Genomic DNA, 24,940 nt, shown 5'->3' on the forward strand with positions numbered 1-24,940 from the left:
AGCGATGTGCGCCGCCACGACCGGCAGGCCCCATGGACCCGCCATCCGCACACCAGCACCCGCGTCGGCCAGAGCCGGACGGTGTGCAAGGGTGAGAAAAGCCGTCATTCGCGTGCGTCAACCTGAACTAAACCGTGCCGGGCGGGGTGCAGATGGCCACGCCGGAGCACGTTGGCGTCGGGCACAGCGCACCGGGTGCAAAGTGCCGACGCAAACTGCGTAGCATCCCCCACATGCTTGAGCAACCGGCATGAATTTGCCGGCAAAGGCGGCAAGAACATGCCGAACGGCCGGTTAACCCCAAACTTTAGCCGCGACTTCAGCCGGCGCGGCTAATCACATCCTCGATCAAGGCGTTAGCAAGCGGGATAAACCTCCCATGTCTTTTCACTGGACCGGCGGCACCGGTGCGCGGCAATACCGGCCGATGGCAATGGTGCTGACCTTCCTCGCCTTTTTGCTGGGTGGCCCACCGGCCTGGGCGTCAAGCGTCGAGCGTGTCGATGTACGCCCCGACCGTATCACCATTCGTTTCGATGCCCGGGTGGGCGCGGTTTCCGCCGTCATGCTGGACGGGCCGCAGCGCATCGCGGTTGACGTGTCGGGCGCGCGGCCCGGCGGCGATCTGGGCGCTGTTGGTGGCCCGGTTGCGCGGGTTCGCCAGGGCGCGCAGGAGGATGGCGCGCGCATCGTGTTCGATCTGGCCGCGCCGGCGGTGGTTACCGAAGGCCGGTTTGACAGCAACCGTCGCACGCTGACGCTGGCGCTGCGCACGGTGGACGATGCGGCTTTCGCGCGTGCGGCGGCTGAGGGGCGGCTGAGCCTGTTGCCGCCCTTTGGCTATGGCGGGGCAACGCCTGCGGGTTATTCCGTGTCGGTGCCGGTGCCCGCGCCGGCGCGGGCGGTCGGCCTGCCGCGCATTTATGGCGACGATGACAGCCGCCCGCTGGTGGTGATCGACGCCGGCCATGGCGGGGTCGATCCCGGCGCGATCGGGCCGAGCGGCCTGCGCGAGAAGGACGTGACGCTGGCCACCGCCAAGGCCATTCGCGACGAGTTGCTTGCCTCCGGCCGGGTGCGCGTGGCGCTGACGCGCGAGGATGATCGCTTCCTGGTGCTGCAGGAGCGTTATGGCATCGCGCGCAGGTTGAAGGCGGACCTGTTCATTTCAGTCCATTGCGACAGCGTCGGCACCGGCGAGGCGAGCGGCGCGACCGTCTACACCCTGTCCGAAGTCGCCTCCGACAAGGAAGCGGCCCGGCTCGCTGCGCGCGAGAACAAGGCCGACATCCTGCAGGGCGTGAATCTGGCCAGCACGTCTGCCGACGTGTCGACGCTGCTCATCGACCTGACGCAGCGCGAGACGATGAACAACTCGGCGAGTTTCGCGCGGTTGCTGGGGCGCGAGGCAAAGCCCCTGATGCCGGTCAAGCCCAATTTCCACCGCATGGCCTCGCTCGTCGTGCTGAAGGCGCCCGACATGCCGTCGATCCTGTTCGAGACGGGCTATATCTCCAACCCGCGCGACGCCGCCTTCATTGCCTCGCGCGAGGGGCGTGCAGCGATTGCCGAGGCAGTGCGGCGCGCGGTCGACATTCATTTCGCCCGCCGGATGGCCGCGCGCTGACGGCATCAACCCGGCCTTCCCCGGCGGCGCCGCTGCCCGCATTTGCGGCAGGGCGCGCCGGGGGCGGCTGGCAAGTCCGCCGAATCTTGCTACAGCCCGGTTCATATGGCTGATGCGGACACTGTCAATTTTCGTCTGTTGCGCGACGCGCCGGGCTGGCGCGACCGGCTGGCGCTGCTGTGGCAGCGCTGGTGGGTGAAGCTGGCGGCCGTGCTCGGTGTGCTGGCGCTGCTGGCCTATGCCATTTTCTGGCTGCTGTTCGCGCGTGATCTGCCTTCGGTCGACAAGCTGCGCACCTATGAGCCGCCGCTGCCCACCAATGTGCGCTCGATCGATGGCACGCCGATCCACAGCTATGCGCGCGAGCGCCGGGTCGAGCTGGCCTATGACGAATATCCGCCGCTGCTCGTCCGCGCCTTTCTGGCAGCGGAGGACAAGACCTTTTTCGAGCATCACGGCGTCGATTATCCCGGCACGCTGGGCGCGGTGATCGACTATGTCAGCAAGCTTGGCACCGGCAAGCGCGCCCGGGGCGGCTCCACCATCACCCAGCAGGTGGCCAAGAACCTGATCATCGGCAACGAATATTCGCCAACCCGCAAGATCAGGGAAGCAATCCTGGCCTATCGGATCGAAGATACGCTGACCAAGAAGCAGATTCTGGAACTGTACCTCAACCAGATCCCGCTTGGCCGCAATGCTTATGGCGTGGCAGCGGCAAGCCATGCCTATTTCGACAAGGAGCTGAACGCGCTGACGCTGGGCCAGATGGCCTATCTGGCCATCCTGCCCAAGGGGCCGGCGCTGTTCGATCCGTTCCGCAATACCGAGCGTGCGCTGGAACGGCGCGACTATGTGCTGCGCGAGATGCTGAAGAACGGCTTTATCGACCAGAACCAGTTCGACCAGGCACGCGCCGAGCCGATCGGTGCCGTCCGCCGCCAGACGCCCAAGTTCGAACGCGTCGGCGGTTATTTCGTCGAGGAAGTGCGCCGCCAGCTGATCGACAAGTTCGGCGAAAGCGAGCGCGACGGGCCGTTCAGCGTCTATTCGGGCGGGCTTTGGGTGCGCACCTCGTTCGACCCGCGCCTTCAGCTGCTGGCGCAGGAGGCACTGCGCGACGGCCTGCTGCGCTATGACAGCGGCCGGGGCTGGTCCGGCCCGATCGGCAAGGCGGATTGGGCGGGCGGCGATGCCACGGGGCGGGGCTGGCTGCAGCCGCTGCTCAACACCAATATCGGGCTCGACTACAAGGATTGGCGCGCGGCGCTCGTAGTGGCGGTCGGCGCGGGCGAGGCGCAGCTGGGCTTTGCCGATGGCAGCACCGGCACCCTCCCGCGCTGGGCCGCGCAGATGCCGGTGCGTGGCGAGGGCGGCACCGCCTTTGCCCGGCTGAAGCCCGGCGACATCATCGCCGTGGCGCCCGAAGGCGGTGTCTTCGCGCTGCGTTCGGTGCCGCGCATTTCGGGTGGCTTCGTGGTGGAAGAGCCGGGCAGCGGTCGTGTGCTTGCGATGCAGGGCGGGTTCGACGCGCGGCTCAATTCGTTCAATCGCGCCACCCAAGCGATGCGCCAGCCGGGCTCGACCATCAAGCCGATCGTCTATTCCGCGGCGCTCGAAAACGGGATGACGCCCGCGACGCCGATCGTCGATGGGCCGTTCTGCGTCTATCAGGGCGCGCGGCTGGGCCAGAAATGCTTCCGCAACTTCGGCGGCGGTCAGGGGTCGGGCAGCCACACCATGCGCTGGGGCATCGAACAGTCGCGCAACCTGATGACGGTGCGTGCGGCGAGCACCATCGGCATGGACAAGGTGGTGGACACCATCAACCGCATGGGCGTGGGCAAATATCCGCCCTATCTGGCGATCGCGCTTGGTGCGGGCGAGACGACGGTGCAGCGCATGGTCAATGCCTTCTCGATTCTGGCGAACCAGGGCCGCGGCCACCCGTCGACCCTCATCGATTTCGTGCAGGACCGGCACGGCAAGGTGATCTGGCCGGAAAACTGGCGCCCCTGCGACCGCTGCAACGCGCCCGACTGGAACGGCAAGCCGATGCCGCGGCCGGTGGTGCGCCAGCGTCAGGTGATCGACCCGATTACCGCGTTCCAGATGGTGCACATCACCGAAGGCGTCATCCAGCGCGGCACCGCGACCGTGCTGCGTGACCTGGGCCGGCCGATGATGGGCAAGACCGGCACCTCCACCGGCCCCACCGACGTGTGGTTCATCGGCGGCACGCCGCAGCTGATCGGCGGGCTCTATATCGGCTATGACCAGCCCCGCAATCTGGGCGGCTATGCGCAGGGCGGCACGCTGGCGGCGCCAATCTTCAAGCAGTTCGCGCAAAAGGCGTTCGAGGGGATGCCGGTGGTGCCCTTTGCAGCCCCGGCGGGCACCCGCTTCGTGCGGATCGATCGCGCCTCCGGCAAGCCGGTGTTCGGCGGCTGGCCGGGCACTGACCCGCAGGCCGGGCTGATCTGGGAAGCGTTCAAGCCTGAAAGCGAGCCGCGCCGCGCCACGCTGCGCCCCGCCGATCAGGCCGCCGCCGCCCAGGCCGCGCGCGAGGCAAAGCCCGTCGAGCGGCAGGAAAGCCGGCCGCGCGACAGCGATTTCTTGCAAAGAGAGGGCGGAATCTACTAGCGCGCGGGGCTGGAGATTATTTCGCCCGTGCTCCGGTGCGGCCGGAGCCTCGCTGCGGTGATGGACGCGAACCTGCCACCACCGCCAGGGCACCGATATTGAGAGGTTGCATTCCCATGCGCGCCGAAGCGCAAGCCCATGTCGACAGCATCAACGAATCGCTCGCGCTGCTCCGCCGTTTCCTGGACTGGGATCGGGCGCTGCGCCGGCTCGACGAGCTGAACGCGCGGGTCGAGGACCCGACGCTGTGGAACGATGCCAAGGCCGCGCAGGAAGTGATGCGCGAACGCCGCCGGCTGGACGAGGCGATCTCGGCGACCCGCGCCATCGAGCGCGAACTGACTGACACCGCCGAACTGATCGAGCTTGCCGATGCGGAAGGCGATGCCGAACTCGCCGATGAGGGCGTGGCGGGGCTCGCCGCACTTGCCGAGCGTGCCGCCGCCGACAAGGTGAAGGCGCTGCTGTCCGGCGAGGCGGATGCCAACGACACCTATCTGGAAATCAACGCAGGCGCAGGCGGCACCGAGAGCCAGGACTGGGCCGAAATCCTGCAGCGCATGTACACCCGCTGGGCCGAGCGCCATGGCTATAAGGTGGAACTGGTCGATTATCATGCTGGTGAACAGGCCGGCATCAAGAGCGCGACGCTGCTGATCAAGGGCGAGAACGCCTATGGCTATGCCAAGACCGAAAGCGGCGTGCACCGGCTGGTGCGCATTTCGCCCTATGATTCGTCGGCGCGGCGGCACACCAGCTTTTCCAGTGTCTGGGTCTATCCGGTGATCGACGACAATATCGACATCGAGATCAACGACAGCGAGCTGCGCATCGACACCTATCGCGCGTCGGGTGCTGGCGGCCAGCACATCAACACCACCGATTCGGCGGTGCGCATCACCCATTTGCCGACCGGCATCGTGGTTGCCTGCCAGAACCAGCGCAGCCAGCACAAGAACCGGGCCGAAGCCTATAACCAGCTGCGCGCCCGTCTTTACGAGCATGAGCTGCGCAAGCGTGAGGAGGCCGCCGACGCGGTCAACGCCACCAAGACCGATATCGGCTGGGGCCACCAGATCCGCTCCTATGTGCTGCAGCCCTATCAGCTGGTTAAGGACCTGCGCACCGGCGTTACCTCCACCAGCCCGGGTGACGTGCTCGACGGTGCGCTTGACCCGTTCATGGCCGCTGCGCTCAGCCAGCGGGTGACGGGCGAGAAGGTGGTCGTGGAGGATGTCGATTAAGCGCCGGCTGACCTTGCTGTCGGCGGTGCTGCTCGTCGGCTGCGATCCTGGCGCTGCGTCGCTGGGGGGTGGTGGCTTTCCCAAGGCGGACCGGCCGGTCTCGCCGATCACCTCCTCGCGCTGGTCGACCGAGGAAGCGCGTGACCGGGTGCGCGAGGCGGCAACGGTGATGGACAAGGCCGGCATCAGGCCGGGCATGACCGTTGCCGATATCGGCGCGGGCGAGGGCTATTACACCATCCGCCTGGCAGAGCGGGTGGGGCCGCAAGGCCGCGTGCTGGCCGAGGACATCTTCCCCGAAGTGCGCGACGCGCTGGCCGAACGCGTCGCGCGCGAGCGGCTGCAGAGCGTGTCGGTCCGCCTGGGCGCGCCGGCTGATCCGAAGCTGCCTGAGGCGAGCTTTGACCGTGTGTTCATGGTGCACATGTATCACGAGATCGAATCGCCCTATGAGTTTCTGTGGCGGCTGCGCCCATCGCTGAAGCCTGACGGGCTGGTGATCGTGGTCGACGCCGACCGGCCGACGCAGAACCATGGCACGCCGCCGGCGCTGCTCACCTGCGAGTTCAAGGCGGTCGGCTATCGCCTGGCCTATATGTCGAACATGGCAACCGCCGGCGCCTATCTGGCCGCTTTCCGTGCCGAAGGGCCGCGACCCGAGCCCGGCGCGGTGAAGGCCTGCCGCCTGCCCTGACGGCGCCGGCCGTGCGCGGTTGGCTTCGCGGTGCCCGCGCGCTAGGCTCTCCGCCATGCAAGCCTATCATGACCTGATGCAGCGCGTCCTGGACGAGGGCGTCGAGACCGAGGACCGCACCGGCATCGGCACCCTGTCCGTCTTCGGCCACCAGATGCGGTTCCGCCTGGCGGATGGGTTTCCGCTCGTCACCACCAAGAAGCTGCATCTGCGCTCGATCATCATCGAGCTGCTGTGGTTTCTGCGCGGCGACACCAATGTGCGCTGGCTGCAGGACCGCAAGGTGAGCATCTGGGACGAATGGGCCGATGCGGCGGGCGACCTTGGCCCCGTTTACGGCAAGCAGTGGCGGGCATGGGCGGCGGACGGCGGGGCGATCGACCAGATTGCCGGGCTGATCCGCCAGATTCGCGAGAACCCCGCCTCGCGCCGGCAGATCGTTTCCGCCTGGAACCCGGCCGACCTGCCGGCCATGGCGCTGGCGCCGTGCCACTGCCTGTTCCAGACGCATGTGTCGAACGGCCGGCTGAGCCTGCAACTCTATCAGCGCTCTGCCGACGTGTTTCTGGGCGTGCCGTTCAACATCGCCAGCTATGCGCTGCTCACCCATATCCTGGCGCAGCAGGCGGGGCTTGAGCCGGGCGACTTCATCTGGACCGGCGGCGACTGCCACCTTTATCTCAACCACCTGGAACAGGCGCGGCTGCAGCTGACGCGCGATCCCGGCCGGCCGCTGCCCCGGCTTGAAATCCGCCGCACGCCAGATGCGATCGACGGCTATGAGTATGAGGATTTCGTGATCCACGATTATGTCGCCGATCCGCATATCGCCGCGCCGGTCGCGGTGTGATCAGCCTGCACCTTGCCCGGGCGGACAATGGCGTGATTGGCGCGGATGGCGCGATCCCGTGGCGCCTGCCGGCGGACCTGAAACGCTTCAAGGCGCAGACCATGGGCCGGCCGATGATCATGGGGCGCAAGACCTTTGAAAGCCTGCCCGGCCTGCTGCCCGGCCGCCGCCACATCGTGCTGACCCGTGGCGAGTGGGCCGCGCCAGGGGCGGAGGTGGCGGACAGCGTCGATGCTGCTCTCGCGCTGGCCGGCCCCGATGCGGCGGTGATCGGCGGCGCGCAAATCTATGCGCTGTTCCTGCCGCACGCCGCGCGCATCGAGCTGACCGAGGTGCACCTGTCGCCACCGGGCGACGCGATCGTGCCGCCCTTTGCCGGCTGGCACGAGATCGCGCGACAGGATTTCGCCGCGCAGGACGGGCGACCCGCCTATAGCTTCGTCATGCTGGCGCCGGGCGCTGGCGCGGGCGGCGGCTTGCCCCTATAGGCGCCGGGATGCAGCGTCTCGACGGGGGCAGCGCAGCGCCGGCGCGCTATCGCGGTGGCATTGTCGCCCTGGGCAATTTCGACGGGTTTCACCTGGGTCATCAGGCGGTGGTCGGGCGCGCCATCGCCCGCGCCCGTGCCAAGGGGCGCCCGGCGCTGGTCGCCACCTTCGATCCGCACCCGGTGCGCCACTTCCGCCCCGATACGCCCCCGTTCCGGCTGACCACGCTTGACCAGCGCGAGCGGCTGTTCGGCGCGGCCGGGGCGGATGCGATGGTGGTGTTCGGCTTCGATGCGGGGCTCGCCGCGCTGTCGGCCGAGGCGTTCGTTGCCGAACGGCTGGTCGGCCTGCTCGGCGTCGGCGGGGTGGTGACGGGCGAGGATTTCACCTTCGGCCGCGCGCGCGGCGGCAATGTCGGCGTGCTGGCGGCGCTGGGGGCCGCTCACGGCTTCAGCGTCGATACGGTCGGCGCCGTAATGGCAGAAGGCGCGCCGGTGTCCTCCAGCCGCATCCGTGAGCTGCTCCAGGCGGGCGAACCGGCGGCGGCGGCGCGGCTCCTCACCCGCCCGTTTGCGATTGCCGGCGTGGTGCAGCATGGCGACAAGCTGGGCCGCACCATCGGCTATCCCACCGCCAATGTGGCGCTGGGCAGCTATCTGCGCCCGGCCTATGGCATTTATGCGGTGCGCGTGCGGCTGGCCGACGGGCGGGTGGTGCCCGGGGCGGCCAATCTGGGCATCCGCCCCAGCTTTGATCCGCCCAAGGAATTGCTGGAGGTCTATCTGTTCGACTGGTCGGGCGACCTGTACGGCCAGATGATCGAGGTCGACGTGATCGCCTATCTGCGGCCCGAGGCGAAGTTTGACAGCCTCGACGCGCTCACCGCGCAGATGGACAAGGATTGTGCCCGGGCGCGCGAAATTCTAAGCGCGTGAGCCTATGAACGACGCCCCCGACCAGACGCGCGATTGGCGCGACACCGTCTTCCTGCCGAAGACCGACTTTCCGATGAAAGCGGGCCTGCCGCAGAAGGAACCGGCGATTCTGGCCAAATGGCAGCAGGCCGGGCTGTATGAGCGGCTGCGCGACGCCCGCCGGGGGCGGGAGAAGTTCATCCTCCACGATGGCCCGCCTTATGCCAATGGCGACATGCATATCGGCCATGCGCTGAACCACATCCTGAAGGACATGGTCTGCCGCACCCAGAATCTGCTGGGCAAAGACGCGCCCTATGTGCCCGGCTGGGATTGCCACGGCCTGCCCATCGAGTGGAAGGTCGAGGAGGAATATCGCAAGAAGAAGAAGAACAAGGACGAGGTGCCGGCCGACGAGTTCCGCGCCGAATGCCGCGCCTATGCGCAGAAATGGGTCGATACCCAGCGCGAGCAGCTGAAGCGGCTGGGAATATTGGGCGACTGGGACCACCCCTATCTGACGATGGACTATGCCGCCGAGGCGACCATCGTTGCCGAGCTGATGAAGTTTGCCGAAAGCGGCCAGCTCTATCGCGGCGCCAAGCCGGTGATGTGGTCACCGGTGGAAAAGACCGCGCTCGCCGAGGCCGAGGTGGAATATGAGGATATCGTCTCGACCCAGATCGACGTGGCGTTCGAGATTGTTGAGGCACCGAACGCGCCAGAACTGGTCGGCGCGCATGCCGTGGTGTGGACGACGACCCCGTGGACGATCCCGGTGAACCAAGCTTTGGCTTATGGGCCAGAGGTTGAGTACAGCATCCTACAAATTGCAGATGGCGAGTTAAACCCGACCGGAGAGATGTCGCGGGTTAATGTTAGGCGTTATCTGGTCGCATCCGAGTTGTTAGAACAGTTTTACGCTCGAACGGGCTGGCACCCAGAGGAAGGCCATATCGTCAATGACGAAGTGCCGTTTGCCGATATGTTCATGGAACTGTCGGGTGTGGTGGATGGGACAAAACTCGCCGGTGCGAAGGCGCGCCATCCTCTCGCCAAATTCTTCGACCGTCACCCCGGCGAAAGCCGGGGTCCAGCTTCTTCTGGCGCCGGCGAAGGCAGCGGGACCCCGGATCAAGTCCGGGGTGACGCGGGAAGTGGGGAGAGTGCGGGGCTGAACTATGACCCTGCCTCCCCACTTGCCGAATTCTTCTTGCGCCCACGCCCCTTCCTCCCCGGCGATTTCGTCACCACCGATCAGGGCACGGGCCTCGTCCACATGGCGCCCGATCATGGCGAGGATGATTTCGACCTGTGCAAGGCGCACGGGATCGAGCCCGTCTTCGCGGTGGAGGGCGACGGCAAGTACCGCGCCGACTGGGCGTGGCTGGGCGGGCAGGGGAGTGTCATCAACCCCAAGTTCAACGCGCCCGATGGGCCGATTTGCGCGGACCTGCAGGCGGCCGGCGCGCTGCTCGCGGCGAGCGCTGATTACAAGCACAGCTACCCGCACAGCTGGCGCTCCAAGGCCAAGCTGATCTTCCGCTGCACCCCGCAATGGTTCGTGCCGATGGACCGCGCGCTGCCCGGCACGGTGCCGGCGCCGCAGCCCCCGGCGGACGTCGCGCTGCCGCTAGTCGCGGTGCCGCTGGCGCCCGATCTGGCCGGTGCGCAGCTGGTGGTGCCGGGCGGGGCGGGCACATCGGTGCAGTTCAACCGCGCGCTCGACTATCTGGTGCTGAACGTGGGCGGCACGCGCCACATCGTGTGCGAACCGCTGGCGCCCGCCTATCTGAAGCGCATCGGCGCCGCGTTCGATCTGGTCGAGCTGGTGAAGGGCGCCTTGTTCGAGGGCGCAACCGCGCAGCGCGGCGACGATGTGCTGCCGCTGTGCCATGACGACGACGTGTCGCGCGCCGCGGGCACCGGCTTTGCCATGGCGGGTGGGGCGGACACGCTGCGCACCCGCGCGCTGGGCGCCATCGATGCGACGCGCTTCTACCCCGAAAAGGGGCGCAACCGCATCCGCGCGATGGTGGAAGGGCGGCCCGACTGGGTGCTGAGCCGCCAGCGCGCCTGGGGCGTGCCCATCACGCTGTTCGTCGACCGCAAGACCGGCCAGTATCTCGCCGACCCGGAGGTCAACGCCCGGATCGTGGCGGCAGTGCGCGAGGGCGGCGTCGATGCCTGGTGCGACGCACATGCGCAGGACTATCTGGGCAATCGCTACGCGGCCGATTATGAGCGCGTGACCGACATTCTGGACGTGTGGTTCGACAGCGGCTGCACCCATGCCTTTGTGCTGGAAAGCGGGCGCTGGGCGGACCTCACCTGGCCCGCCGACCTTTATCTGGAGGGCAGCGACCAGCATCGCGGCTGGTTCCAGTCCAGCCTGCTCGAAAGCTGCGGCACGCGCGGCCGTGCGCCCTATAAGGCGGTGCTGACCCATGGCTTCACCATGGATGCCAAGGGGCTCAAAATGTCCAAGAGCCTGGGCAACACGGTCAACCCGCTCGACCTGATGAAGGACTATGGCGCCGACATTCTGCGGCTATGGGCCCTGTCGGTCGATTTCACCGAGGACCACCGCATCGGCAAGGAAATCCTGGCCGGCGTGGCCGACCAGTATCGCAAGCTCAGGAACACCTTCCGCTACCTGCTCGGTGCGCTGGAGGGGTTTGACGAGGACGAGCGGGTGGCCGTGGCCGAGATGCCCGAGCTGGAACGCTATATGCTGGCTCTGCTGGCGGAGATGGACGCGAAACTGAAGGCGGCGGCCGAGAGTTTCGACTTCAACAGCTATACCCGGCTGCTGTGCGATTTCGCCAACAACGATCTGTCGGCCTTCTTCTTCGACATCCGCAAGGACAGCCTTTACTGCGACGCGGCGACCAGCCTGAAACGGCGCAGCTATCGCACCGTGCTCGACATGCTGTTCCACGCGCTGGTGCGTTATGCAGCACCCGTGCTGGTCTATACGGCCGAAGAGGTGTGGGGCACGCGCTATCCCGAGGGTGAGAGCGTGCATCTGCTCGAATGGCCAGTGCTGCCGGAAGTTGCGGATGGCCATGATCTGGGCGCGGCGGACGACCTGCAGCACATCTGGGCGCGCCTGCGCGAGCTTCGCCGGCAGGTTACCGAAGCGATCGAGCCGCTTCGGCGCGACAAGCTGCTGGGATCAAGCCTGGAGGCCGAGATTGTCATCCCGCCCCAGCCCGATCAGGCGGATTTCGCCGAACTGTTCATCTCCGGCACAGTGCATATGGGCGATACGCTGGCGGTGACCAAGACCACCCACCACAAATGCGGCCGCTGCTGGCGGCATTTGCCCGAAGTGGCGGAGGATGGCGAGCTGTGCGGCCGTTGTGCGGAGGTGGTCGCGTGAAGCTGCCTGTCATTGGCCTCGCCACCGCTGGCGTCGCGCTGGCGCTCGACCAGCTCAGCAAATGGGTGATTACCGGCCAGCTGGGGCTCGACCGGCTGGCCGGCGCGCCCATTGATCTGCTGCCCATCTTCCGCGTCCGCTTCGTCGCCAATGAAGGCGTGTCGCTGGGGCTGCTGCGCGCCGACAGCGAGCTTACGCGCTGGCTGCTGGTCGCGATGACCGGGGTGATTGCGCTCGGCGTGTTCGCCTGGCTGTGGCGCGAGCATCGCCGCGGCGACCAGCTGGCGCTGGGGCTGGTGCTGGGCGGCGCGCTGGGGAACATTCTCGATCGGGTGCGGTTGGGCTATGTGGTCGATTTCGCCGATCTGCACTTTGGCGAGTGGAGCCCGTTCCTGGTGTTCAACCTGGGCGATGCGGCGATTACGATGGGCGTGCTGATTTTGCTGGCGCGCGCGTTCCTGGTGCGCGAAAAGCCCGCTCAAGAGACGGTGGAGACGAACAATGCGTAAGGCGGTGCTGGGCACGGTGGTGCTGGTCGGGGTCGGCCTGCTCTCGGCCTGTGGCGGGGGCAGCGGCCTGAAGCGCGCCAAGCCCGACGAGTATCTGGTCGCGCGCCAGGCGCCGCTGGTGATTCCGCCCGATTATGCGCTGGTGCCGCCCAAGCCCGGCGCGCCGCGCCCGCAGGACCAGAACCCGTCCGCGCTGGCGCTGGAGGCGCTGTTCGGCGGGCAGGTGCAGCGCAGCGCCGGTGAACAGTCCGTGGTGAGCGAGGCCGGCGGCGACAGCATCGCGCCCGGCGTCCGTTCCGACGTGGGCGACCCCAACACCACCGTGGTCGACAAGGGCGCCACCACCCGCGACATCGTTGCCGCTCCCGAAGGCGACGGCCAGGCCGCGACCACCAAGGCACCGCCGCCGAAGCAATAGGCTCAACTCGGCCCGCACCAGCCGGGCAGATGACTGGCGCTCTCGCCATGCGCGAGCTTGAGCGCTTTGCCCGTGGCCTTTGTCATATCGGTCGCGATCAGCCTGGCCGGCACGCGGTGGCGCAGGAAATCGGCCCATAGAAATTCGGAATAGGGCGTGGCGCTCTTGGCATAACCGCCCGCACGCCGCACCGCCCCTGCCAGCGACCGATAGGGGTCGTCGGCGAGCTTGGTCAGCTTCTTCGGCAGATCGGCATAGCCACGCCGCACGCCCTTCGCGTCGAACATGTGCAGCCAGTTGCGATTGTCCATGAAGGTCAGGAACTGTGCGGGTTCGAGATGGTCGAGCCGCGCGACCACGCTGGTGAGCACATGCGGCACCCCTTCCTCCAGCAACGCCAGCGCCAGGTGGTGATGGTCGATCAGCCACGGCACGCGCTTGGGGCCGATCACCACCGGGATCATGTGGCTACCCAGAAAATCGCCACCGCTTTCGGCCATGCGCGCGCGCCAGTCGTGCCGCTTGCGCGCTACCTCGATCATACCGACGGTCATCTGGGTCGGGCGCAGCGCGGACAGCGGCACCGGATGAAGCTGTGGTTCGGGATCATTGTGCATCGACGTTCTCCGATTGCTCGCGCCGGGCGAGATCGACCGCGTCGGCAACGCTGAACCCGGCACTCGCGGCAAGCTGCGTCATGGCGGCTGCGTTGAGCACGGCGCGCGCACGATCGTGCAGGCGCGCCAGGCGCAACATCTGCCCATGCTCGGCCAGTCCGCGCTGAAGCTCGTCGATTGCCTCTAGCGCGGAACTGTCCAGATCGTCGCTCTCCTCCAAGCTCAGCACGATGCACGTGCCCGCAGCCAGCGCCACTGCGCGCCGCTCCACATCTTCAAGCGCGGCATCGGCATTGGCAAAAAAGAGCGGCGCGTTGGGGCGGAAGATTGCCACGCCCGGCACCCGCGTCGCGCGGGCGTGGACGGCCAGATCGACGAAGTCATGCCCGTCACCCAGCCGGCCGAGCTCGCTCACCACCGGCCGGGCAAGGCGTGACAGCAGCGCCAGCAGCGACAGCGCCACTGCGACCAGCATGCCGTTCAACACGCCCAGCGCGATGACTCCGGCGGTCGCCGCAAGCGCGATCCAGGGGTCGCGCCTCAGCCGGAACAGCCGCGCGATCGGCGCCGGGTTCAGCGCGTGCACGAGCGCGGCTATCACCACCGCTGCCAGCACCGGCTGGGGCAGATGGGCGATCACGGGGCTGGCGACCAGCACCATGGCGGCGAGGCCCCAAATCGCCGCCAGCGCAGACAGCCGCCCGGTTGCCCCGGCCGCTGCGTTGGCGGAGCCGGCCGAAAAGCCTGCGCCCACCGGCATGCCGCCAAGCGCGGCCGAGCAGAGGTTGGCGCCGCCCAGCGCCAGCAACTCGCGATCGGCCGACAGCGTATCGCCGCGCCGCAACGCCAGCGCACGCATCGTCCCCCAGCTTTCGGCGAACAGCAGCAGGGTGAGCGGCAGCGCCAGTTGCACCACCCGGGACCATTGGTCGAGGTCGTAATCGGGCAGGCGCGGCAGTGCCCACGCCAGCGCCACCGGCCCCACCGGCGCGACGCCGTGCGCCGGCAGATCGGCCCACAGGCTGATCAGGATGCCCAGCATCAGCACCACCAGCGCGCCGGGCACCTGCGGCCAGCGGCGCAGCACCAGCAACAACGCCAATGCACCGCCGCCCACCGCAAGGCTGAGCACATGGGTGTCCCCAAGCCGCGGCGGCAGCCCCGCCAGCAGTGCGAAGAGATCGGGTGCGTGCAACTCCAACCCCAGCAATGCGGGCAACTGCTTGGCGATGATCGTCACTGCCAGGCCCAGCGCAAAGCCGCGCAGCACCGGGCGGGAGATGAAGGCGGCGACGCTCCCCATCCGCACCGTCGCCATCACGACAAAGGCGGCCCCCGCCACAGCGACAAGCGCGGTCGCCAGCATCGCCCGATCAGCGCCGCCCGCCGATAGCGCGGCGAGCGCCGCCGCCAGAATTGCGGCAGAGGAGGATGTGGGGGCGATGATCGCCAGCCGGCTGCGCCCGATCAGCGCATAGGCCAGCCCGCCCGCAATCGCGGCGATGATGGCGCGACCTGGCGGCAACCCGGCAATCCCGGCATAGGCCACTGCTTCCGGCAGCATCAGCCCGGCGACAGAAAGCCCGGCGATGATGTCGACCCGCCAGTTCTCCGAAAATCCGCCCATCCGCGTTTGTTACGCTGATCGTTGGGGCTGGCAAGGGTGGCGTGGCCGGCTGCGGCATGGCGGGCCAGCCCAATGACGCGCAATACTGAAGGCTGGATGCCCCGCGTGGATTCGAACCACGATTGACGGAGTCAGAGTCCGTAGTCTTGCCGTTAGACGACGGGGCAATGGGCGGCCGCTTTAGGTCCCGCGCATCGGCGGGTCAAGGGGGCGGGCCTTGCCGCGCTGGCGCCGCTGCGTTACGCTGGCGCCCAAGCAGCGGAGGGTCGCGCAGCGCGCGGCCGGGCCGCACCTTTTGTGGTGGTGACGTGATGGGGGAACGAGCAGCCGAAGCATCGGCGGGGCGTGGTGTCGCCCGGGGCATGGGCCCCCGCCCCCTGCGCCGGGCCCGGCCCGACCAGCGGCTCTATGCCGCGCTGGATCTGGGCACCAACAACTGCCGTCTGCTGATCGCGCGCCCCGCCGATGAGGGCTTTACCGTGGTCGACGCCTTTTCGCGCATCGTCCGGCTGGGCGAGGGGCTGGCGGCGAGCGGCCGGCTGTCCGACGCGGCGATCGAGCGCACCATCGCGGCGCTGGCCATCTGCGCGGACAAGCTGCGCCGCCGCAACGTGGCGCTCGCACGCTCGGTGGCGACCGAGGCGTGCCGGCGGGCGAGCAACGGCGTGCAGTTCATCGAGCGGGCCTATCGCGAAACCGGCATCGCGCTCGACATCATCTCCGCCGAGGAAGAAGCGCGGCTGGCGGTGCTGGGCTGCCATTTGCTGATCGAGCCGGGCGACGACCCGGCGCTGGTGTTCGACATTGGCGGCGGCTCGACCGAGCTGGTGCTGGTCGATACGCGCGCGCCGGTGCCCCGGGTGATCGACTGGCACAGCGCGCCCTGGGGCGTCGTGTCGCTCACCGAAAGCGCCGGCGGCGCGGGGCGCGATGCGGCCGCGCTGGCGGCCACCTATGCCCGGATGCGCGGGCTGATTGCCGAGAGCATTGCGCCCTTTGCCGCGCGCCTGCCGCAGCACATCGCGCGGCCCCGGCTGCTGGGCACCAGCGGCACGGTGACGACGCTGGCCAGCGTCCATCTGGGGCTGGAACGCTATGATCGCTCGGCGGTCGACGGCCTGATCGTGCCGGCCGAATCGATGCGCGCGATCAGCGCCGATCTCGCCGGGCGGACGGTGGCCGAGCGGGCGCAGCTCCCCTGCATCGGGCAGGAGCGCGCCGACCTGGTCGTCGCCGGCTGCGCCATCCTGGAGGCGATCCTGGACATCTGGCCGGCCGAGCGGCTGGGCATTGCCGATCGCGGCATCCGCGAAGGCATCTTGCGCCGCCTGATGCGCGACGGCCAGCGGCCATGAGCCGGGGCGGATCGGGCGGGCGCACCCGGGTGCGCACCGCGCGCGGCCGCTCGCCGCAATCGACCCGCTGGCTCGAACGCCAGCTGAACGACCCCTATGTGAAGCGGGCCAGGGCCGAAGGGTTTCGCAGCCGCGCCGCCTATAAGCTGATCGAACTCGACGAGCGGTTCGCGCTGCTGAAAGGGGTGCGCCGGGTGATCGACCTGGGCATCGCGCCCGGCGGCTGGACACAGGTGGTGCGCCGCGCGGTGCCGGCCGCCGCCGTGGTCGGCATCGACCTGTTGCCGGTCGACCCGATCGAGGGGGTGACGATCTTCCAGCTCGATTTTCTGAGCGATCAGGCGCCCGACCTGCTGACCGAGGCGCTGGGCGGCCCGGCCGATCTGGTGCTGTCGGACATGGCGGCGAACACTGTGGGCCATCCGCAGACCGACCATCTGCGCACCATGGCGCTGGTCGAGGCCGGGGCCGCCTTTGCCGCCGAGGTGCTGCGCCCCGGCGGCGCCTTTGTCGCCAAGGTGCTGGCGGGCGGCGCCGACCATGATCTGGTCGCGCAGCTGAAACGCGACTTTGCCACCGTCAAACACGCCAAACCGCCGGCCAGCCGCAAGGATTCGTCCGAATGGTATGTCATCGCGCAAGGGTTCAAGGGCCGCGAAACCGCGATTTCCCCGGCGGATGGCGCTAAATAGACTATTTCGTGGATACTGCCGACGCGGTGTTCGGGCTCTTTATCCAACAAATCCAACACATGCTCAAACGCCCCGTGCCCGGCCATGCTCTTGCGCCAGCTTGTAAATCCGGGCGTGCCCCATATGCTTCGTACATTGGGGCGGGGGCCGTGGGATGAGCGGGTTCGAATTCATCTTTTCGCTGTTCGGGCTGCTGCTGGGGCTGGCGCTGGCCGAGGCGCTGGGCGGCCTGGCCCGCGCGCTGAAGGCAAGCCACAAGGTTCGCATCGGCTGGCCGACCACGCTGCTGGGCGTGCTGGTGTCGTGCGACGTCGTCACTTTCTGGATGTATGGCTGGTCGTTTCGTGAAAGGCTGGTCGTCAGCTGGCCGCTGCTATTTGGAGGCTTCGTCGTCACCGCGATCTATTATGTCGCCGCCTCGCTGATCTTCCCGGACGACCCCGAGGAGTGGAGCGATCTGAACGGCCATTTCGACAAGCATTACCGCAAGGTTCTGGGCGCCATTTTCTTCTGCAATGCGGCGCTGGTGGGCCTTTTGGTGGTGCTGGTCGGCCCGTCCCCGTTGATGACAATGCGTGGAACCGTGCTGCTTTTGTCGCTGTTTCCCGTTAGCCTGATCGCGATAGTCAGCAAGGATCGCCGCGTGGCGATGGCCTGCATGGTGTGGCTGATCCTGCTTTACCCGCTATCCGCGCTGTGGACGTGAGAGGTTGTTTGAAAAAGGGCGATGAATCCGCCTTTTTCAAGTCGGCGCCAGCCCGCTCCCCCACCCGGCCGCCCAACGCCAGTATCTTGTCGGCGGCCGGGTGGGGGAGCGGGGCGGTGCCGCGCCCCTATCGCGGCGTCAGCTTCAGCAGGCGCCCGGGCGAGCCCTGCCGGCCGTCTTCCAGCAGCCAGATCGCGCCGTCCGGCCCCTGTTCCACCTCGCGGATGCGCGCGCCCATCGGCCATTGATCGGCCTTTTGCGCGGTGGTGCCCGACAGATGCACCCGCACCAGCGCCCGGCTGGACAGGCCGCCGATGAACGCGTCGCCGCGCCACGCCGGGAACAGCTTGCCCGAATAGATCATCAGCCCGCCCGGCGAGATCACCGGGTTCCACCAGAGCTTGGGCGCTTCGAACCCGTCGCCGGGCTTGTGGTCGGGAATGTCGTCCGTCGGCGCGCCATAGTTGCGGCCATTGGAGACGCGCGGCCAGCCGTAATTCCGGCCCGGCGCGATCAGATTGAGCTCATCGCCGCCTTCGGGGCCCATTTCCTGTTCCCACAGCCGCCCCTGCGCGTCGAAGGCAAGCCCCAGGATGTTGCGGTGGCCATAGCTCCAGATCGCCGGATCGAACCCTTGCGCGGCGAGCGGATTGCCGGCGGCGGGCTTGCCGTCCGGTGTCAGCCGCAGCACCTTGCCGAGTGACATCTTGGGGTCCTGCGCCGGGGTGAATTTCTGGCGCTCGCCATTGGCGTAGAACAGATATTTGCCGTCGGGCGAAAAGGCGATGCGGCCCGAATAATGGCCGTTCCCCTCTACATAGGGGTGGGCGCGGTGGAGTATTTCCACCCCCGTCAGCGCCGGCGCCTTGTCGTCCAGCCGGGCGCGGGCCAGCACCACGCCCTTGCCGGCCGCCGTCTTTTCAGAATAGCTGAAATAGATCAGGTGGTTGCGCGCGAAATCCGGGGCCAGCACCACATCCATCAGCCCGCCCTGCCCGGCACTGTCCACCGCCGGCACGCCGGCCACCACCTGCCGGCTGGCGCCATCGGCGGCCACCAGCAGCAGCTGCCCGGCCTTTTCGGTAACCAGCATGCGGCCATCGGGCAGGAAGGTCATCGCCCAGGGCGAGTCGAAATCGGCGACCACCTGCGTCTTGAACGGCGCCTCGGGCGCAGCGGCGGCACAGGCGAACAGGGCCGCGGCAAGCGCGGGCAGGGCATAGGTCAGGCGCATCGGTCTCTCCTTGCGGGCAGGGTTAGGCCAGAATTGGAAGAAGCCGGCTCGCTGCGCAAGGTTGACGATCTGGCCATCAATCTGTTGATTTGATGGATTTCAAATGATAATAATAGATCACTGCTCATAATATTATCTCCTAATCGCAATTTGTAAAAATGGCGATTCTGACGCTCGCTCGAATAATACTTGTGAGTAGATATCGATCAATCGTAAAATCAATAGTTCATTTTGCTAACTATCACGATTGTGAATCGCGACTCCACATTTGTGTCCTTAAACATCAGTTGAGGAGATTGCTATGGATGACAAAGCTGCTGCCAATCTGGCATCTGCAATTGCTCAGGCGACCGCTCTTGGCGATGAGCTGATTATCACGCGTGATTGGGTGATTACCGCAGTGCTGCCGGTGACCTGCCCGATACGCTTCATGGGAGGGCCTATCAAGCAAACGACTCTCGGTCCGGGCATCCTATCGATCAATGATATGCCCGATGTCTATGTAGTCGGCGACGGTCAGCTGATCGGTACAAACGCCGAAAATGCAGCAACGCCAAGCGCTGCGATTTTGATCGCGAACAGCCCACGCGCCTATATTGGCGATGGCTTGCGGATCGTTACGGCGCGCTTCGGCATCTGGGACAATGGCGGCAATCATGGCTTGCACGTCAACCGGGTGACATTTCTCGGCAGCACGTCCGGGGGTGGGACCTCGGCCAGTTCGGCGAGCGATTTCTATGGGGGCGCTAACCCGGCTGGGCCGACGCGCGATTTGCGGATTACCAATTGCCTATTCCTTGGCAACTCCAAGGTGGCGGTGCTGCCAAATGCGAATGGCGGCAATCCAGATTTTATTGTAAGTGACAATATCGTTTGCCCGATGAATCCGTCGGGTACGGCGCGCCTTTCCATCGCCGACACACAACGCCATTACGGTATCATGACCGGCTATACCGGCGGCCATGTGGGCACACGTGTTCTGGCAAATAACATTGTCATTGGTACGGCGTGTATCGGCTTTGTTTGCGAATCCACTACAACGACGACGGGTTCGACGGTTCTTTCGGGAAATGCGGCCGTGGAATGCGGTTTTGGCCTGGTCGGAACCGATAGCGGGATGCGTGGCGGGTTTGTGCTGCTGAATGGCCAGCATGTTGTGGCCACGGGCAATCTCGCGCTCAATTGCTATGTCCAGTCGCTGTTCGTCAAATGGGTGAATGGCAATCTGAGTACGAACCCGGGCGGGACGGCGACGATTTCTGGCTTCGTCGTCCGTGGTGCACGAGCCGCCACCCAAGGGCTGGGGGCCGGGCTCCCCCCGGTGGGTGTCCGGCTGGAGAATGCGGCGCGTGTTGTCCTTGCTGATTTTGACATCGACGTAACCGATGCCCGGGGGTGCGGACGCCGTCAAAGCGAATGTGGCCATGGAAGTTACTTTCTCGGATCGCGAAATGGGCGACGTGCGGATTGCCAATGGCAAGGTGCGCGGCGGCGGAGTTTATGCCGCAGCAATTGAGCCGCCTCCACCGCCGCCTCCTCCACCGCCGCCTCCGCCGCCGCCTCCGCCGCCGCCACCGGAGCCCGCACCTCCACCTCCTCCACCTCCGCCGCCGCCGCCAGTCAAGTTCGCTGTAACTATAGAAGACGTTGAAATTACAGGCCGAAATAACGCAATTGCGGAAGGCTGGAACAGGGGCCTTTTGATGCAAGGAAATGTTCGCGCTAATAATGTCCTGATTAGGAATTTTTATTTCGGCGCATGTGATGAAATAATCAGTGGAAATAGAGAGTTGAACAAAGTGCGCGATGAGTTGAGCTTTATTGATTGCGTTTATGGCGCATGCGACCTGAATGGAGATATGAGCAAGGCGCCGATCATATATACCAACGCACGTTTCACAGGCACGCCGAGTGCGTCGCCCGGTACGCGCACAGTGGGTGCGATACGCCTGGGTGAGATTTTGGCCGGCGCAAATGGCGATATCGTCCGCACCTTCGGCACGGCGATGCCCACGCTGGGGCACTATGCGGAGGGCGATTATGTCGAGAATAGCAGCGGCGCGAGTGGCCAGCCAATGGGTTGGCGGCGGCTGACAACGGGCACGTCGCATGTGCTGGGTGTCGATTGGCGCCCCGCCGCAAATTATCCGTGACGCGCGTGCCGGTTAGACCCGGGCAACACGCAATGCGATGAGGTTGGAATTGGGGGCGGCACCTTGCTGGTGCCGCCCCCCGCTTGCCAAGTGGCGCCGGCGCGCCTATAAAGCCAATGCGCTTTCTCTACATCGGCAACGCTGCGGAGGCCGGCCCACACGGGGTCTGGCGGCGCGGAACGCTATGGGAGACGCCGGCTTGGCCGAGATTGCCGCTTTGACTGCCCTGATCGAACCCGAATGCCGCGCGCTGGGGTTTGCGCTGGTGCGCGTCAAGCTGTTCGGCGGCGCGGATGACGCCACGCTGCAGGTGATGGCCGAGCGCCCCGACACCCGCCAGCTGACCATCGATGACTGCACCGCGCTGTCGCACCGCCTGTCGGACCTGCTCGACCGCGAAGACCCCATCGAGCATGCCTATCGCCTGGAGGTCAGCTCGCCCGGCATCGACCGGCCGCTGACCCGCCCGGCCGATTATGCCGACTGGGCCGGGCACGAGGCGCGGGTGTCGCTTGCCGAAAAGCGCGACGGGCGCAAGCAGTTCAAGGGCGTGCTGGCGGGCATTGAGGGCGAGGCGGTGCTGATCGACGACGCGCACGGGGTGCGCCACACGCTGCCGCTCGCCGCGATCGAGGATGCCAAGCTGCTGCTCACCGACCGGCTGATCGCCGCCACCGCGCCGCTCTCGACCGACGGCGCCGAGGAATTTGAAACCGCGCTTGCGGGCGCTTCCCCCACCGACCCAATAACCGAGGACGAAGACTGATGGCCACCGCCATTTCCGCCAACAAGGCCGAGCTGATCGCGATTGCGGACGCCGTTGCCAAGGAAAAGCTGATCGATCGCATGATCGTGATCGAGGCGATGGAGGACGCCATCCAGCGCGCCGCCCGCGCCCGCTATGGCGCCGAGAACGATATTCGTGCGAAGCTTGATCCGCACAGCGGCGACCTGCGGCTGTGGCGCGTCGTTGAAGTGGTCGACGCGGTCGATGATTATTTCAAACAGGTGTCGGTCGCCGACGCGCAGAAGCTGCAGGCCGGCGCCGTGGTGGGCGACTTCATCGTCGATCCGCTGCCGCCCATCGAATTCGGCCGCATCGCAGCGCAAGCCGCCAAGCAGGTGATCTTCCAGAAGGTGCGCGACGCCGAGCGCGAGCGCCAGCATGAGGAATTCAAGGACCGCGTCGGCGAGATCATCACCGGCGTGGTGAAGCGCGTCGAGTTCGGCCATGTCGTGGTCGATCTGGGCCGCGCCGAGGGCGTCATTCGCCGCGACCAGCAGATCCCGCGCGAAGTGGTGCGCGTGAACGACCGGGTGCGCTCGCTCATCCTGTCGGTGCGCCGCGAAAACCGGGGGCCGCAGATCTTCCTGTCGCGCGCCCATCCCGATTTCATGAAGAAGCTGTTCGCGCAGGAAGTGCCCGAGATTTACGACGGCATCATCGAGATCAAGGCCGCCGCGCGCGACCCCGGCAGCCGCGCCAAGATCGGCGTGATCAGCCATGATTCGTCGATCGACCCGGTCGGCGCGTGCGTGGGCATGAAGGGCAGCCGCGTGCAGGCGGTGGTGCAGGAAATGCAGGGCGAGAAGATCGACATCATTCCCTGGTCGCCCGACACCGCCACCTTCGTCGTCAACGCGCTGCAGCCGGCCAGCGTCAGCCGCGTCGTGCTCGACGAGGAGGAAGACCGGATCGAGGTGGTGGTGCCCGATGATCAGCTGAGCCTCGCCATCGGCCGGCGCGGGCAGAATGTGCGCCTGGCCAGCCAGCTGACCGGCAAGGCAATCGACATCCTGACCGAGGCGGATGCGAGCGAGAAGCGCCAGCGCGAGTTCATCGAACGCTCCGAAATGTTCCAAAACGAGCTGGACGTGGACGAAACGCTCGCCCAGCTGCTGGTGGCGGAGGGCTTTGGCAGCCTGGAAGAAGTCGCCTATGTCGAGGCCGACGAAATCGCCACCATCGAGGGGCTGGACGAGGAAATCGCTGCCGAACTGCAGAGCCGCGCGCAGGAAGCGCTCGAACGGCGCGAGGAAGCCGCACGCGAGGAACGCCGTGCGCTGGGCGTGGAGGACGCGCTGGCCGACATCCCCCACCTGACCGAGGCGATGCTGGTGACGCTGGGCAAGGCGGGCATCAAGACGCTCGACGATCTGGCCGATCTGGCCACCGACGAGCTCATTCAGAAGAAGCGCAGCGAACCCCGCCGTCGCGCCGACAGCGACGCCAAGCGCGGCGAGGGCCGCAGCGAAGACAAGGGCGGCATCCTCGCCGATTATGGCCTGAGCGAGGATCAGGGCAACGAGATCATCATGGCGGCCCGCGCCCACTGGTTCGCCGACGAGGAGGACGCGCATGCGGACTCCGAACAATGAGACGCGCGAGGTAACTACCGACGCGGCAGAACCGGCGGATGACCCCATCCGCCGCTGCATCCTGTCGGGCGAGCGGGCGCCGTGCCAGGCGCTGGTGCGGCTGGCGCTGGCGCCGGATGGTCAGGTGCTGCCCGATGTGCGCGCCAAGGCGCCCGGGCGCGGCGCGTGGATCGGCGTACCGCGCGCCGCGCTGGAGACGGCGATTGCCAAGGGGAAATTGAAGGGGGCGCTCGCCCGTGCGTTCAAGACCCAGGCCTTTGCTATCCCTGCCGATCTGCCCGCGCTGATCGCCGAGCAGCTGGAACGCGCGGTGCGCGACCGGCTGGGGCTGGCGGCGAAGGCGGGCATGCTGCTGGCCGGCGGCGATCGGATCGAGCAGGCAGCGCGCGAGGGGCGGCTGAAGCTGCTGCTCCACGCGGCGGATGCGGGCGCAGACGGCACAAGGCGGCTTGCCCAGGCATGGCGCGTGGGGCGCGGGGAAGAGGGCAGCGGGCTGGCCGGCCTTGTCCTGCCGCTGTCGCGCGCCACATTGTCGGTGGCATTGGGCCGCGAAAATGTGGTACATGTCGGCATTACCGACCCTGGGGCTGCCCGGCGCCTGCGCGACGCGCTGGATCGCTGGCAGCACTTTATCGGCCCTGACTTGGCGCTTGCGCCTTGCGAAACCGTCTCGCAGGGCGCATCGCGCTTTGCCGGAGAAACCCCCGACGGGGCAATGGCAGGCAGTAAGCCTGCCGCTGAAGGATTTTGAGCGACTAGATGAGCGACGACAACGACAAGCCGAAACTGGGGATGCGCCAGCCGCTGGGCCTGAAGCGCACGGTCGAGACCGGCAAGGTGAAGCAGAGCTTCAGCCATGGCCGCTCGAACACTGTGGTGGTGGAAGTGAAGCGCCGCCGCGTGCTGGGTCGCCCCGGCGAGGTGGAGGTCGCCCCCGAGCCGGCACCCGCGCCCGCACCCGCCCCGGCCGAAGCCCGCACCCCGGCGCCCGCGCCCGCCGCGCCGCCGCGCCCGGCCGGTGACAGCCTGCTCTCGCGCCAGGAAATGCAGGCCAAGCTGCTGCGCGAAGCCGAAGAAGCACGCATGACCGCGCTGGAGGAAGCGCGCCGCCGCGAGGAGCGCGAGCGTGCCGAGGCCGAGGAAGAGCGCCGCCGCGCCGAGGAAGCGCGCGCCGCCGAAGCCGCGCACGCCGCCGATGCCGCCCCGGAGCCGGTAGAGGAGCCGGTGGCGGCCGCCGCTGCCCCGGCGGACATGGCCGACGCCGCCGATGGCGCAGCACCCATGCTGCTGCAGCCGGACCCCAGCCTGCCCGCGCCGCGCCGCTTCACGCCCGTTCAGCGCCCGCAGCCGGTGCGCAAGCCCGAGCCCGAGCCCAAGGCCGCCGAGCCCGCGCCCGCCGCCGCCG

At 67.1% G+C, this 24,940-nt stretch carries 22 protein-coding genes and 1 tRNA gene; 19 read left to right on the top strand and 4 right to left on the bottom strand.

Features of this window, described 5'->3' with window-relative positions; all coding sequences use genetic code 11:
- Positions 1 to 427: 427 nt before the first annotated feature.
- From K2Y03_RS07015 to K2Y03_RS07060, 10 genes are all read left to right on the top strand, one after another.
- A complete protein-coding gene (locus tag K2Y03_RS07015) occupies positions 428 to 1,627 on the top strand; it encodes an N-acetylmuramoyl-L-alanine amidase (RefSeq protein WP_294089574.1) in 1,200 nt (399 codons plus the stop codon).
- Between the two features lie 105 nt (positions 1,628 to 1,732).
- A complete protein-coding gene (locus K2Y03_RS07020) occupies positions 1,733 to 4,270 on the top strand; it encodes a transglycosylase domain-containing protein (RefSeq protein WP_294089546.1) in 2,538 nt (845 codons plus the stop codon).
- Positions 4,271 to 4,386: 116 nt separating this feature from the next.
- Positions 4,387 to 5,514, top strand: a complete 1,128-nt coding sequence (gene prfB, locus K2Y03_RS07025; RefSeq protein WP_294089547.1) for a peptide chain release factor 2 — start codon at positions 4,387 to 4,389, stop codon at positions 5,512 to 5,514.
- Positions 5,504 to 6,208: a class I SAM-dependent methyltransferase gene (locus K2Y03_RS07030; RefSeq protein WP_294089548.1), complete on the top strand. Its 705-nt coding sequence runs from the start codon at positions 5,504 to 5,506 to the stop codon at positions 6,206 to 6,208. The genes prfB and K2Y03_RS07030 overlap by 11 nt, the downstream gene beginning before the upstream one ends.
- A 55-nt stretch (positions 6,209 to 6,263) precedes the next feature.
- The gene (locus tag K2Y03_RS07035; RefSeq protein WP_294089549.1) at positions 6,264 to 7,058 is read left to right on the top strand and encodes a thymidylate synthase; all 795 of its coding nucleotides are present in this window, start codon (positions 6,264 to 6,266) and stop codon (positions 7,056 to 7,058) included.
- Complete coding sequence (locus K2Y03_RS07040) at positions 7,055 to 7,546, top strand: dihydrofolate reductase (RefSeq protein ID WP_294089550.1); 492 nt, start codon at positions 7,055 to 7,057, stop codon at positions 7,544 to 7,546. Before K2Y03_RS07035 ends, K2Y03_RS07040 begins: the two co-directional genes overlap by 4 nt.
- An 8-nt stretch (positions 7,547 to 7,554) precedes the next feature.
- On the top strand, positions 7,555 to 8,481 hold the full coding sequence (locus tag K2Y03_RS07045; RefSeq protein WP_294089551.1) for a bifunctional riboflavin kinase/FAD synthetase: 927 nt from the start codon (positions 7,555 to 7,557) through the stop codon (positions 8,479 to 8,481).
- A 4-nt stretch (positions 8,482 to 8,485) separates the two neighbouring features.
- Positions 8,486 to 11,845 carry an isoleucine--tRNA ligase gene (locus tag K2Y03_RS07050; protein WP_294089552.1) on the top strand — a complete coding sequence of 1,120 codons (3,360 nt, stop codon included), beginning with the start codon at positions 8,486 to 8,488 and terminating at the stop codon, positions 11,843 to 11,845.
- Positions 11,842 to 12,354, top strand: a complete 513-nt coding sequence (gene lspA / locus K2Y03_RS07055) for a signal peptidase II (RefSeq protein ID WP_294089553.1) — start codon at positions 11,842 to 11,844, stop codon at positions 12,352 to 12,354. Before K2Y03_RS07050 ends, lspA begins: the two co-directional genes overlap by 4 nt.
- Positions 12,347 to 12,772 (top strand): DUF3035 domain-containing protein, encoded by a 426-nt coding sequence (locus K2Y03_RS07060; RefSeq protein ID WP_294089554.1) that lies wholly within the window; start codon positions 12,347 to 12,349, stop codon positions 12,770 to 12,772. The genes lspA and K2Y03_RS07060 overlap by 8 nt, the downstream gene beginning before the upstream one ends.
- 2 nt (positions 12,773 to 12,774) lie before the next feature.
- Here the strand turns inward: K2Y03_RS07060 and K2Y03_RS07065 are convergent, their stop codons facing one another.
- The 3 genes from K2Y03_RS07065 to K2Y03_RS07075 all read right to left on the bottom strand — a co-directional run bounded on the left by K2Y03_RS07065 (position 12,775) and on the right by K2Y03_RS07075 (position 15,183).
- Complete coding sequence (locus tag K2Y03_RS07065) at positions 12,775 to 13,389, bottom strand: ParB-like protein (protein ID WP_294089556.1); 615 nt, start codon at positions 13,387 to 13,389, stop codon at positions 12,775 to 12,777.
- Positions 13,379 to 15,016 carry a SulP family inorganic anion transporter gene (locus K2Y03_RS07070; protein WP_294089558.1) on the bottom strand — a complete coding sequence of 546 codons (1,638 nt, stop codon included), beginning with the start codon at positions 15,014 to 15,016 and terminating at the stop codon, positions 13,379 to 13,381. The genes K2Y03_RS07065 and K2Y03_RS07070 overlap by 11 nt, the downstream gene beginning before the upstream one ends.
- Before the next feature lie 93 nt (positions 15,017 to 15,109).
- Positions 15,110 to 15,183: transfer RNA gene (locus K2Y03_RS07075), tRNA-Gln, on the bottom strand.
- Between the two features lie 195 nt (positions 15,184 to 15,378).
- Between K2Y03_RS07075 and K2Y03_RS07080 the strand changes: the two genes are divergently transcribed.
- The 3 genes from K2Y03_RS07080 (at position 15,379) to K2Y03_RS07090 (ending at position 17,769) form a co-directional block, all read left to right on the top strand.
- Complete coding sequence (locus K2Y03_RS07080) at positions 15,379 to 16,371, top strand: Ppx/GppA phosphatase family protein (protein ID WP_294089559.1); 993 nt, start codon at positions 15,379 to 15,381, stop codon at positions 16,369 to 16,371.
- The gene (locus tag K2Y03_RS07085) at positions 16,368 to 17,063 is read left to right on the top strand and encodes an RlmE family RNA methyltransferase (RefSeq protein WP_294089560.1); all 696 of its coding nucleotides are present in this window, start codon (positions 16,368 to 16,370) and stop codon (positions 17,061 to 17,063) included. The genes K2Y03_RS07080 and K2Y03_RS07085 overlap by 4 nt, the downstream gene beginning before the upstream one ends.
- A gap of 154 nt (positions 17,064 to 17,217) precedes the next feature.
- A complete protein-coding gene (locus K2Y03_RS07090) occupies positions 17,218 to 17,769 on the top strand; it encodes a hypothetical protein (RefSeq protein WP_294089561.1) in 552 nt (183 codons plus the stop codon).
- Between the two features lie 127 nt (positions 17,770 to 17,896).
- Here the strand turns inward: K2Y03_RS07090 and K2Y03_RS07095 are convergent, their stop codons facing one another.
- Positions 17,897 to 19,003 (bottom strand): PQQ-dependent sugar dehydrogenase, encoded by a 1,107-nt coding sequence (locus tag K2Y03_RS07095; protein ID WP_294089562.1) that lies wholly within the window; start codon positions 19,001 to 19,003, stop codon positions 17,897 to 17,899.
- A 301-nt stretch (positions 19,004 to 19,304) separates the two neighbouring features.
- Between K2Y03_RS07095 and K2Y03_RS07100 the strand changes: the two genes are divergently transcribed.
- The 6 genes from K2Y03_RS07100 to K2Y03_RS07125 all read left to right on the top strand — a co-directional run.
- Positions 19,305 to 20,519: a hypothetical protein gene (locus tag K2Y03_RS07100; RefSeq protein WP_294089563.1), complete on the top strand. Its 1,215-nt coding sequence runs from the start codon at positions 19,305 to 19,307 to the stop codon at positions 20,517 to 20,519.
- A 187-nt stretch (positions 20,520 to 20,706) separates the two neighbouring features.
- Positions 20,707 to 21,156: a hypothetical protein gene (locus K2Y03_RS07105; protein WP_294089564.1), complete on the top strand. Its 450-nt coding sequence runs from the start codon at positions 20,707 to 20,709 to the stop codon at positions 21,154 to 21,156.
- Between the two features lie 199 nt (positions 21,157 to 21,355).
- Positions 21,356 to 21,922, top strand: a complete 567-nt coding sequence (gene rimP / locus K2Y03_RS07110; RefSeq protein WP_294089566.1) for a ribosome maturation protein RimP — start codon at positions 21,356 to 21,358, stop codon at positions 21,920 to 21,922.
- Positions 21,922 to 23,535, top strand: a complete 1,614-nt coding sequence (nusA, locus tag K2Y03_RS07115) for a transcription termination factor NusA (protein ID WP_294089568.1) — start codon at positions 21,922 to 21,924, stop codon at positions 23,533 to 23,535. The genes rimP and nusA overlap by 1 nt, the downstream gene beginning before the upstream one ends.
- Positions 23,516 to 24,286 (top strand): DUF448 domain-containing protein, encoded by a 771-nt coding sequence (locus tag K2Y03_RS07120; protein ID WP_294089569.1) that lies wholly within the window; start codon positions 23,516 to 23,518, stop codon positions 24,284 to 24,286. Before nusA ends, K2Y03_RS07120 begins: the two co-directional genes overlap by 20 nt.
- An 8-nt stretch (positions 24,287 to 24,294) precedes the next feature.
- On the top strand, positions 24,295 to 24,940 hold a 646-nt coding region (locus K2Y03_RS07125; RefSeq protein ID WP_294089571.1), incomplete at its 3' end, for a translation initiation factor IF-2 associated domain-containing protein.

It is taken from the genome of Sphingomonas sp., assembly GCF_019746015.1.
In the GTDB taxonomy this organism is placed as follows: domain Bacteria; phylum Pseudomonadota; class Alphaproteobacteria; order Sphingomonadales; family Sphingomonadaceae; genus Sphingomonas.

What these genes read in the sequence shown, in the direction of transcription:
- K2Y03_RS07020 (WP_294089546.1), top strand. Translation starts at nt 1,733, where the DNA reads ATGGCTGATGCGGACACTGTCAATTTTCGTCTGTTGCGCGACGCGCCG.
- K2Y03_RS07035 (WP_294089549.1), top strand. Translation starts at nt 6,264, where the DNA reads ATGCAAGCCTATCATGACCTGATGCAGCGCGTCCTGGACGAGGGCGTC.
- K2Y03_RS07065 (WP_294089556.1), bottom strand. Translation starts at nt 13,389, where the DNA reads ATGCACAATGATCCCGAACCACAGCTTCATCCGGTGCCGCTGTCCGCG.
- K2Y03_RS07120 (WP_294089569.1), top strand. Translation starts at nt 23,516, where the DNA reads ATGCGGACTCCGAACAATGAGACGCGCGAGGTAACTACCGACGCGGCA.
- K2Y03_RS07070 (WP_294089558.1), bottom strand. Translation starts at nt 15,016, where the DNA reads ATGGGCGGATTTTCGGAGAACTGGCGGGTCGACATCATCGCCGGGCTT.
- prfB (WP_294089547.1), top strand. Translation starts at nt 4,387, where the DNA reads ATGCGCGCCGAAGCGCAAGCCCATGTCGACAGCATCAACGAATCGCTC.
- K2Y03_RS07085 (WP_294089560.1), top strand. Translation starts at nt 16,368, where the DNA reads ATGAGCCGGGGCGGATCGGGCGGGCGCACCCGGGTGCGCACCGCGCGC.
- nusA (WP_294089568.1), top strand. Translation starts at nt 21,922, where the DNA reads ATGGCCACCGCCATTTCCGCCAACAAGGCCGAGCTGATCGCGATTGCG.
- K2Y03_RS07090 (WP_294089561.1), top strand. Translation starts at nt 17,218, where the DNA reads ATGAGCGGGTTCGAATTCATCTTTTCGCTGTTCGGGCTGCTGCTGGGG.
- K2Y03_RS07080 (WP_294089559.1), top strand. Translation starts at nt 15,379, where the DNA reads ATGGGCCCCCGCCCCCTGCGCCGGGCCCGGCCCGACCAGCGGCTCTAT.
- K2Y03_RS07100 (WP_294089563.1), top strand. Translation starts at nt 19,305, where the DNA reads ATGGATGACAAAGCTGCTGCCAATCTGGCATCTGCAATTGCTCAGGCG.
- K2Y03_RS07050 (WP_294089552.1), top strand. Translation starts at nt 8,486, where the DNA reads ATGAACGACGCCCCCGACCAGACGCGCGATTGGCGCGACACCGTCTTC.
- K2Y03_RS07095 (WP_294089562.1), bottom strand. Translation starts at nt 19,003, where the DNA reads ATGCGCCTGACCTATGCCCTGCCCGCGCTTGCCGCGGCCCTGTTCGCC.
- K2Y03_RS07105 (WP_294089564.1), top strand. Translation starts at nt 20,707, where the DNA reads ATGCAAGGAAATGTTCGCGCTAATAATGTCCTGATTAGGAATTTTTAT.
- K2Y03_RS07060 (WP_294089554.1), top strand. Translation starts at nt 12,347, where the DNA reads ATGCGTAAGGCGGTGCTGGGCACGGTGGTGCTGGTCGGGGTCGGCCTG.
- K2Y03_RS07045 (WP_294089551.1), top strand. Translation starts at nt 7,555, where the DNA reads ATGCAGCGTCTCGACGGGGGCAGCGCAGCGCCGGCGCGCTATCGCGGT.
- K2Y03_RS07030 (WP_294089548.1), top strand. Translation starts at nt 5,504, where the DNA reads ATGTCGATTAAGCGCCGGCTGACCTTGCTGTCGGCGGTGCTGCTCGTC.
- K2Y03_RS07015 (WP_294089574.1), top strand. Translation starts at nt 428, where the DNA reads ATGGCAATGGTGCTGACCTTCCTCGCCTTTTTGCTGGGTGGCCCACCG.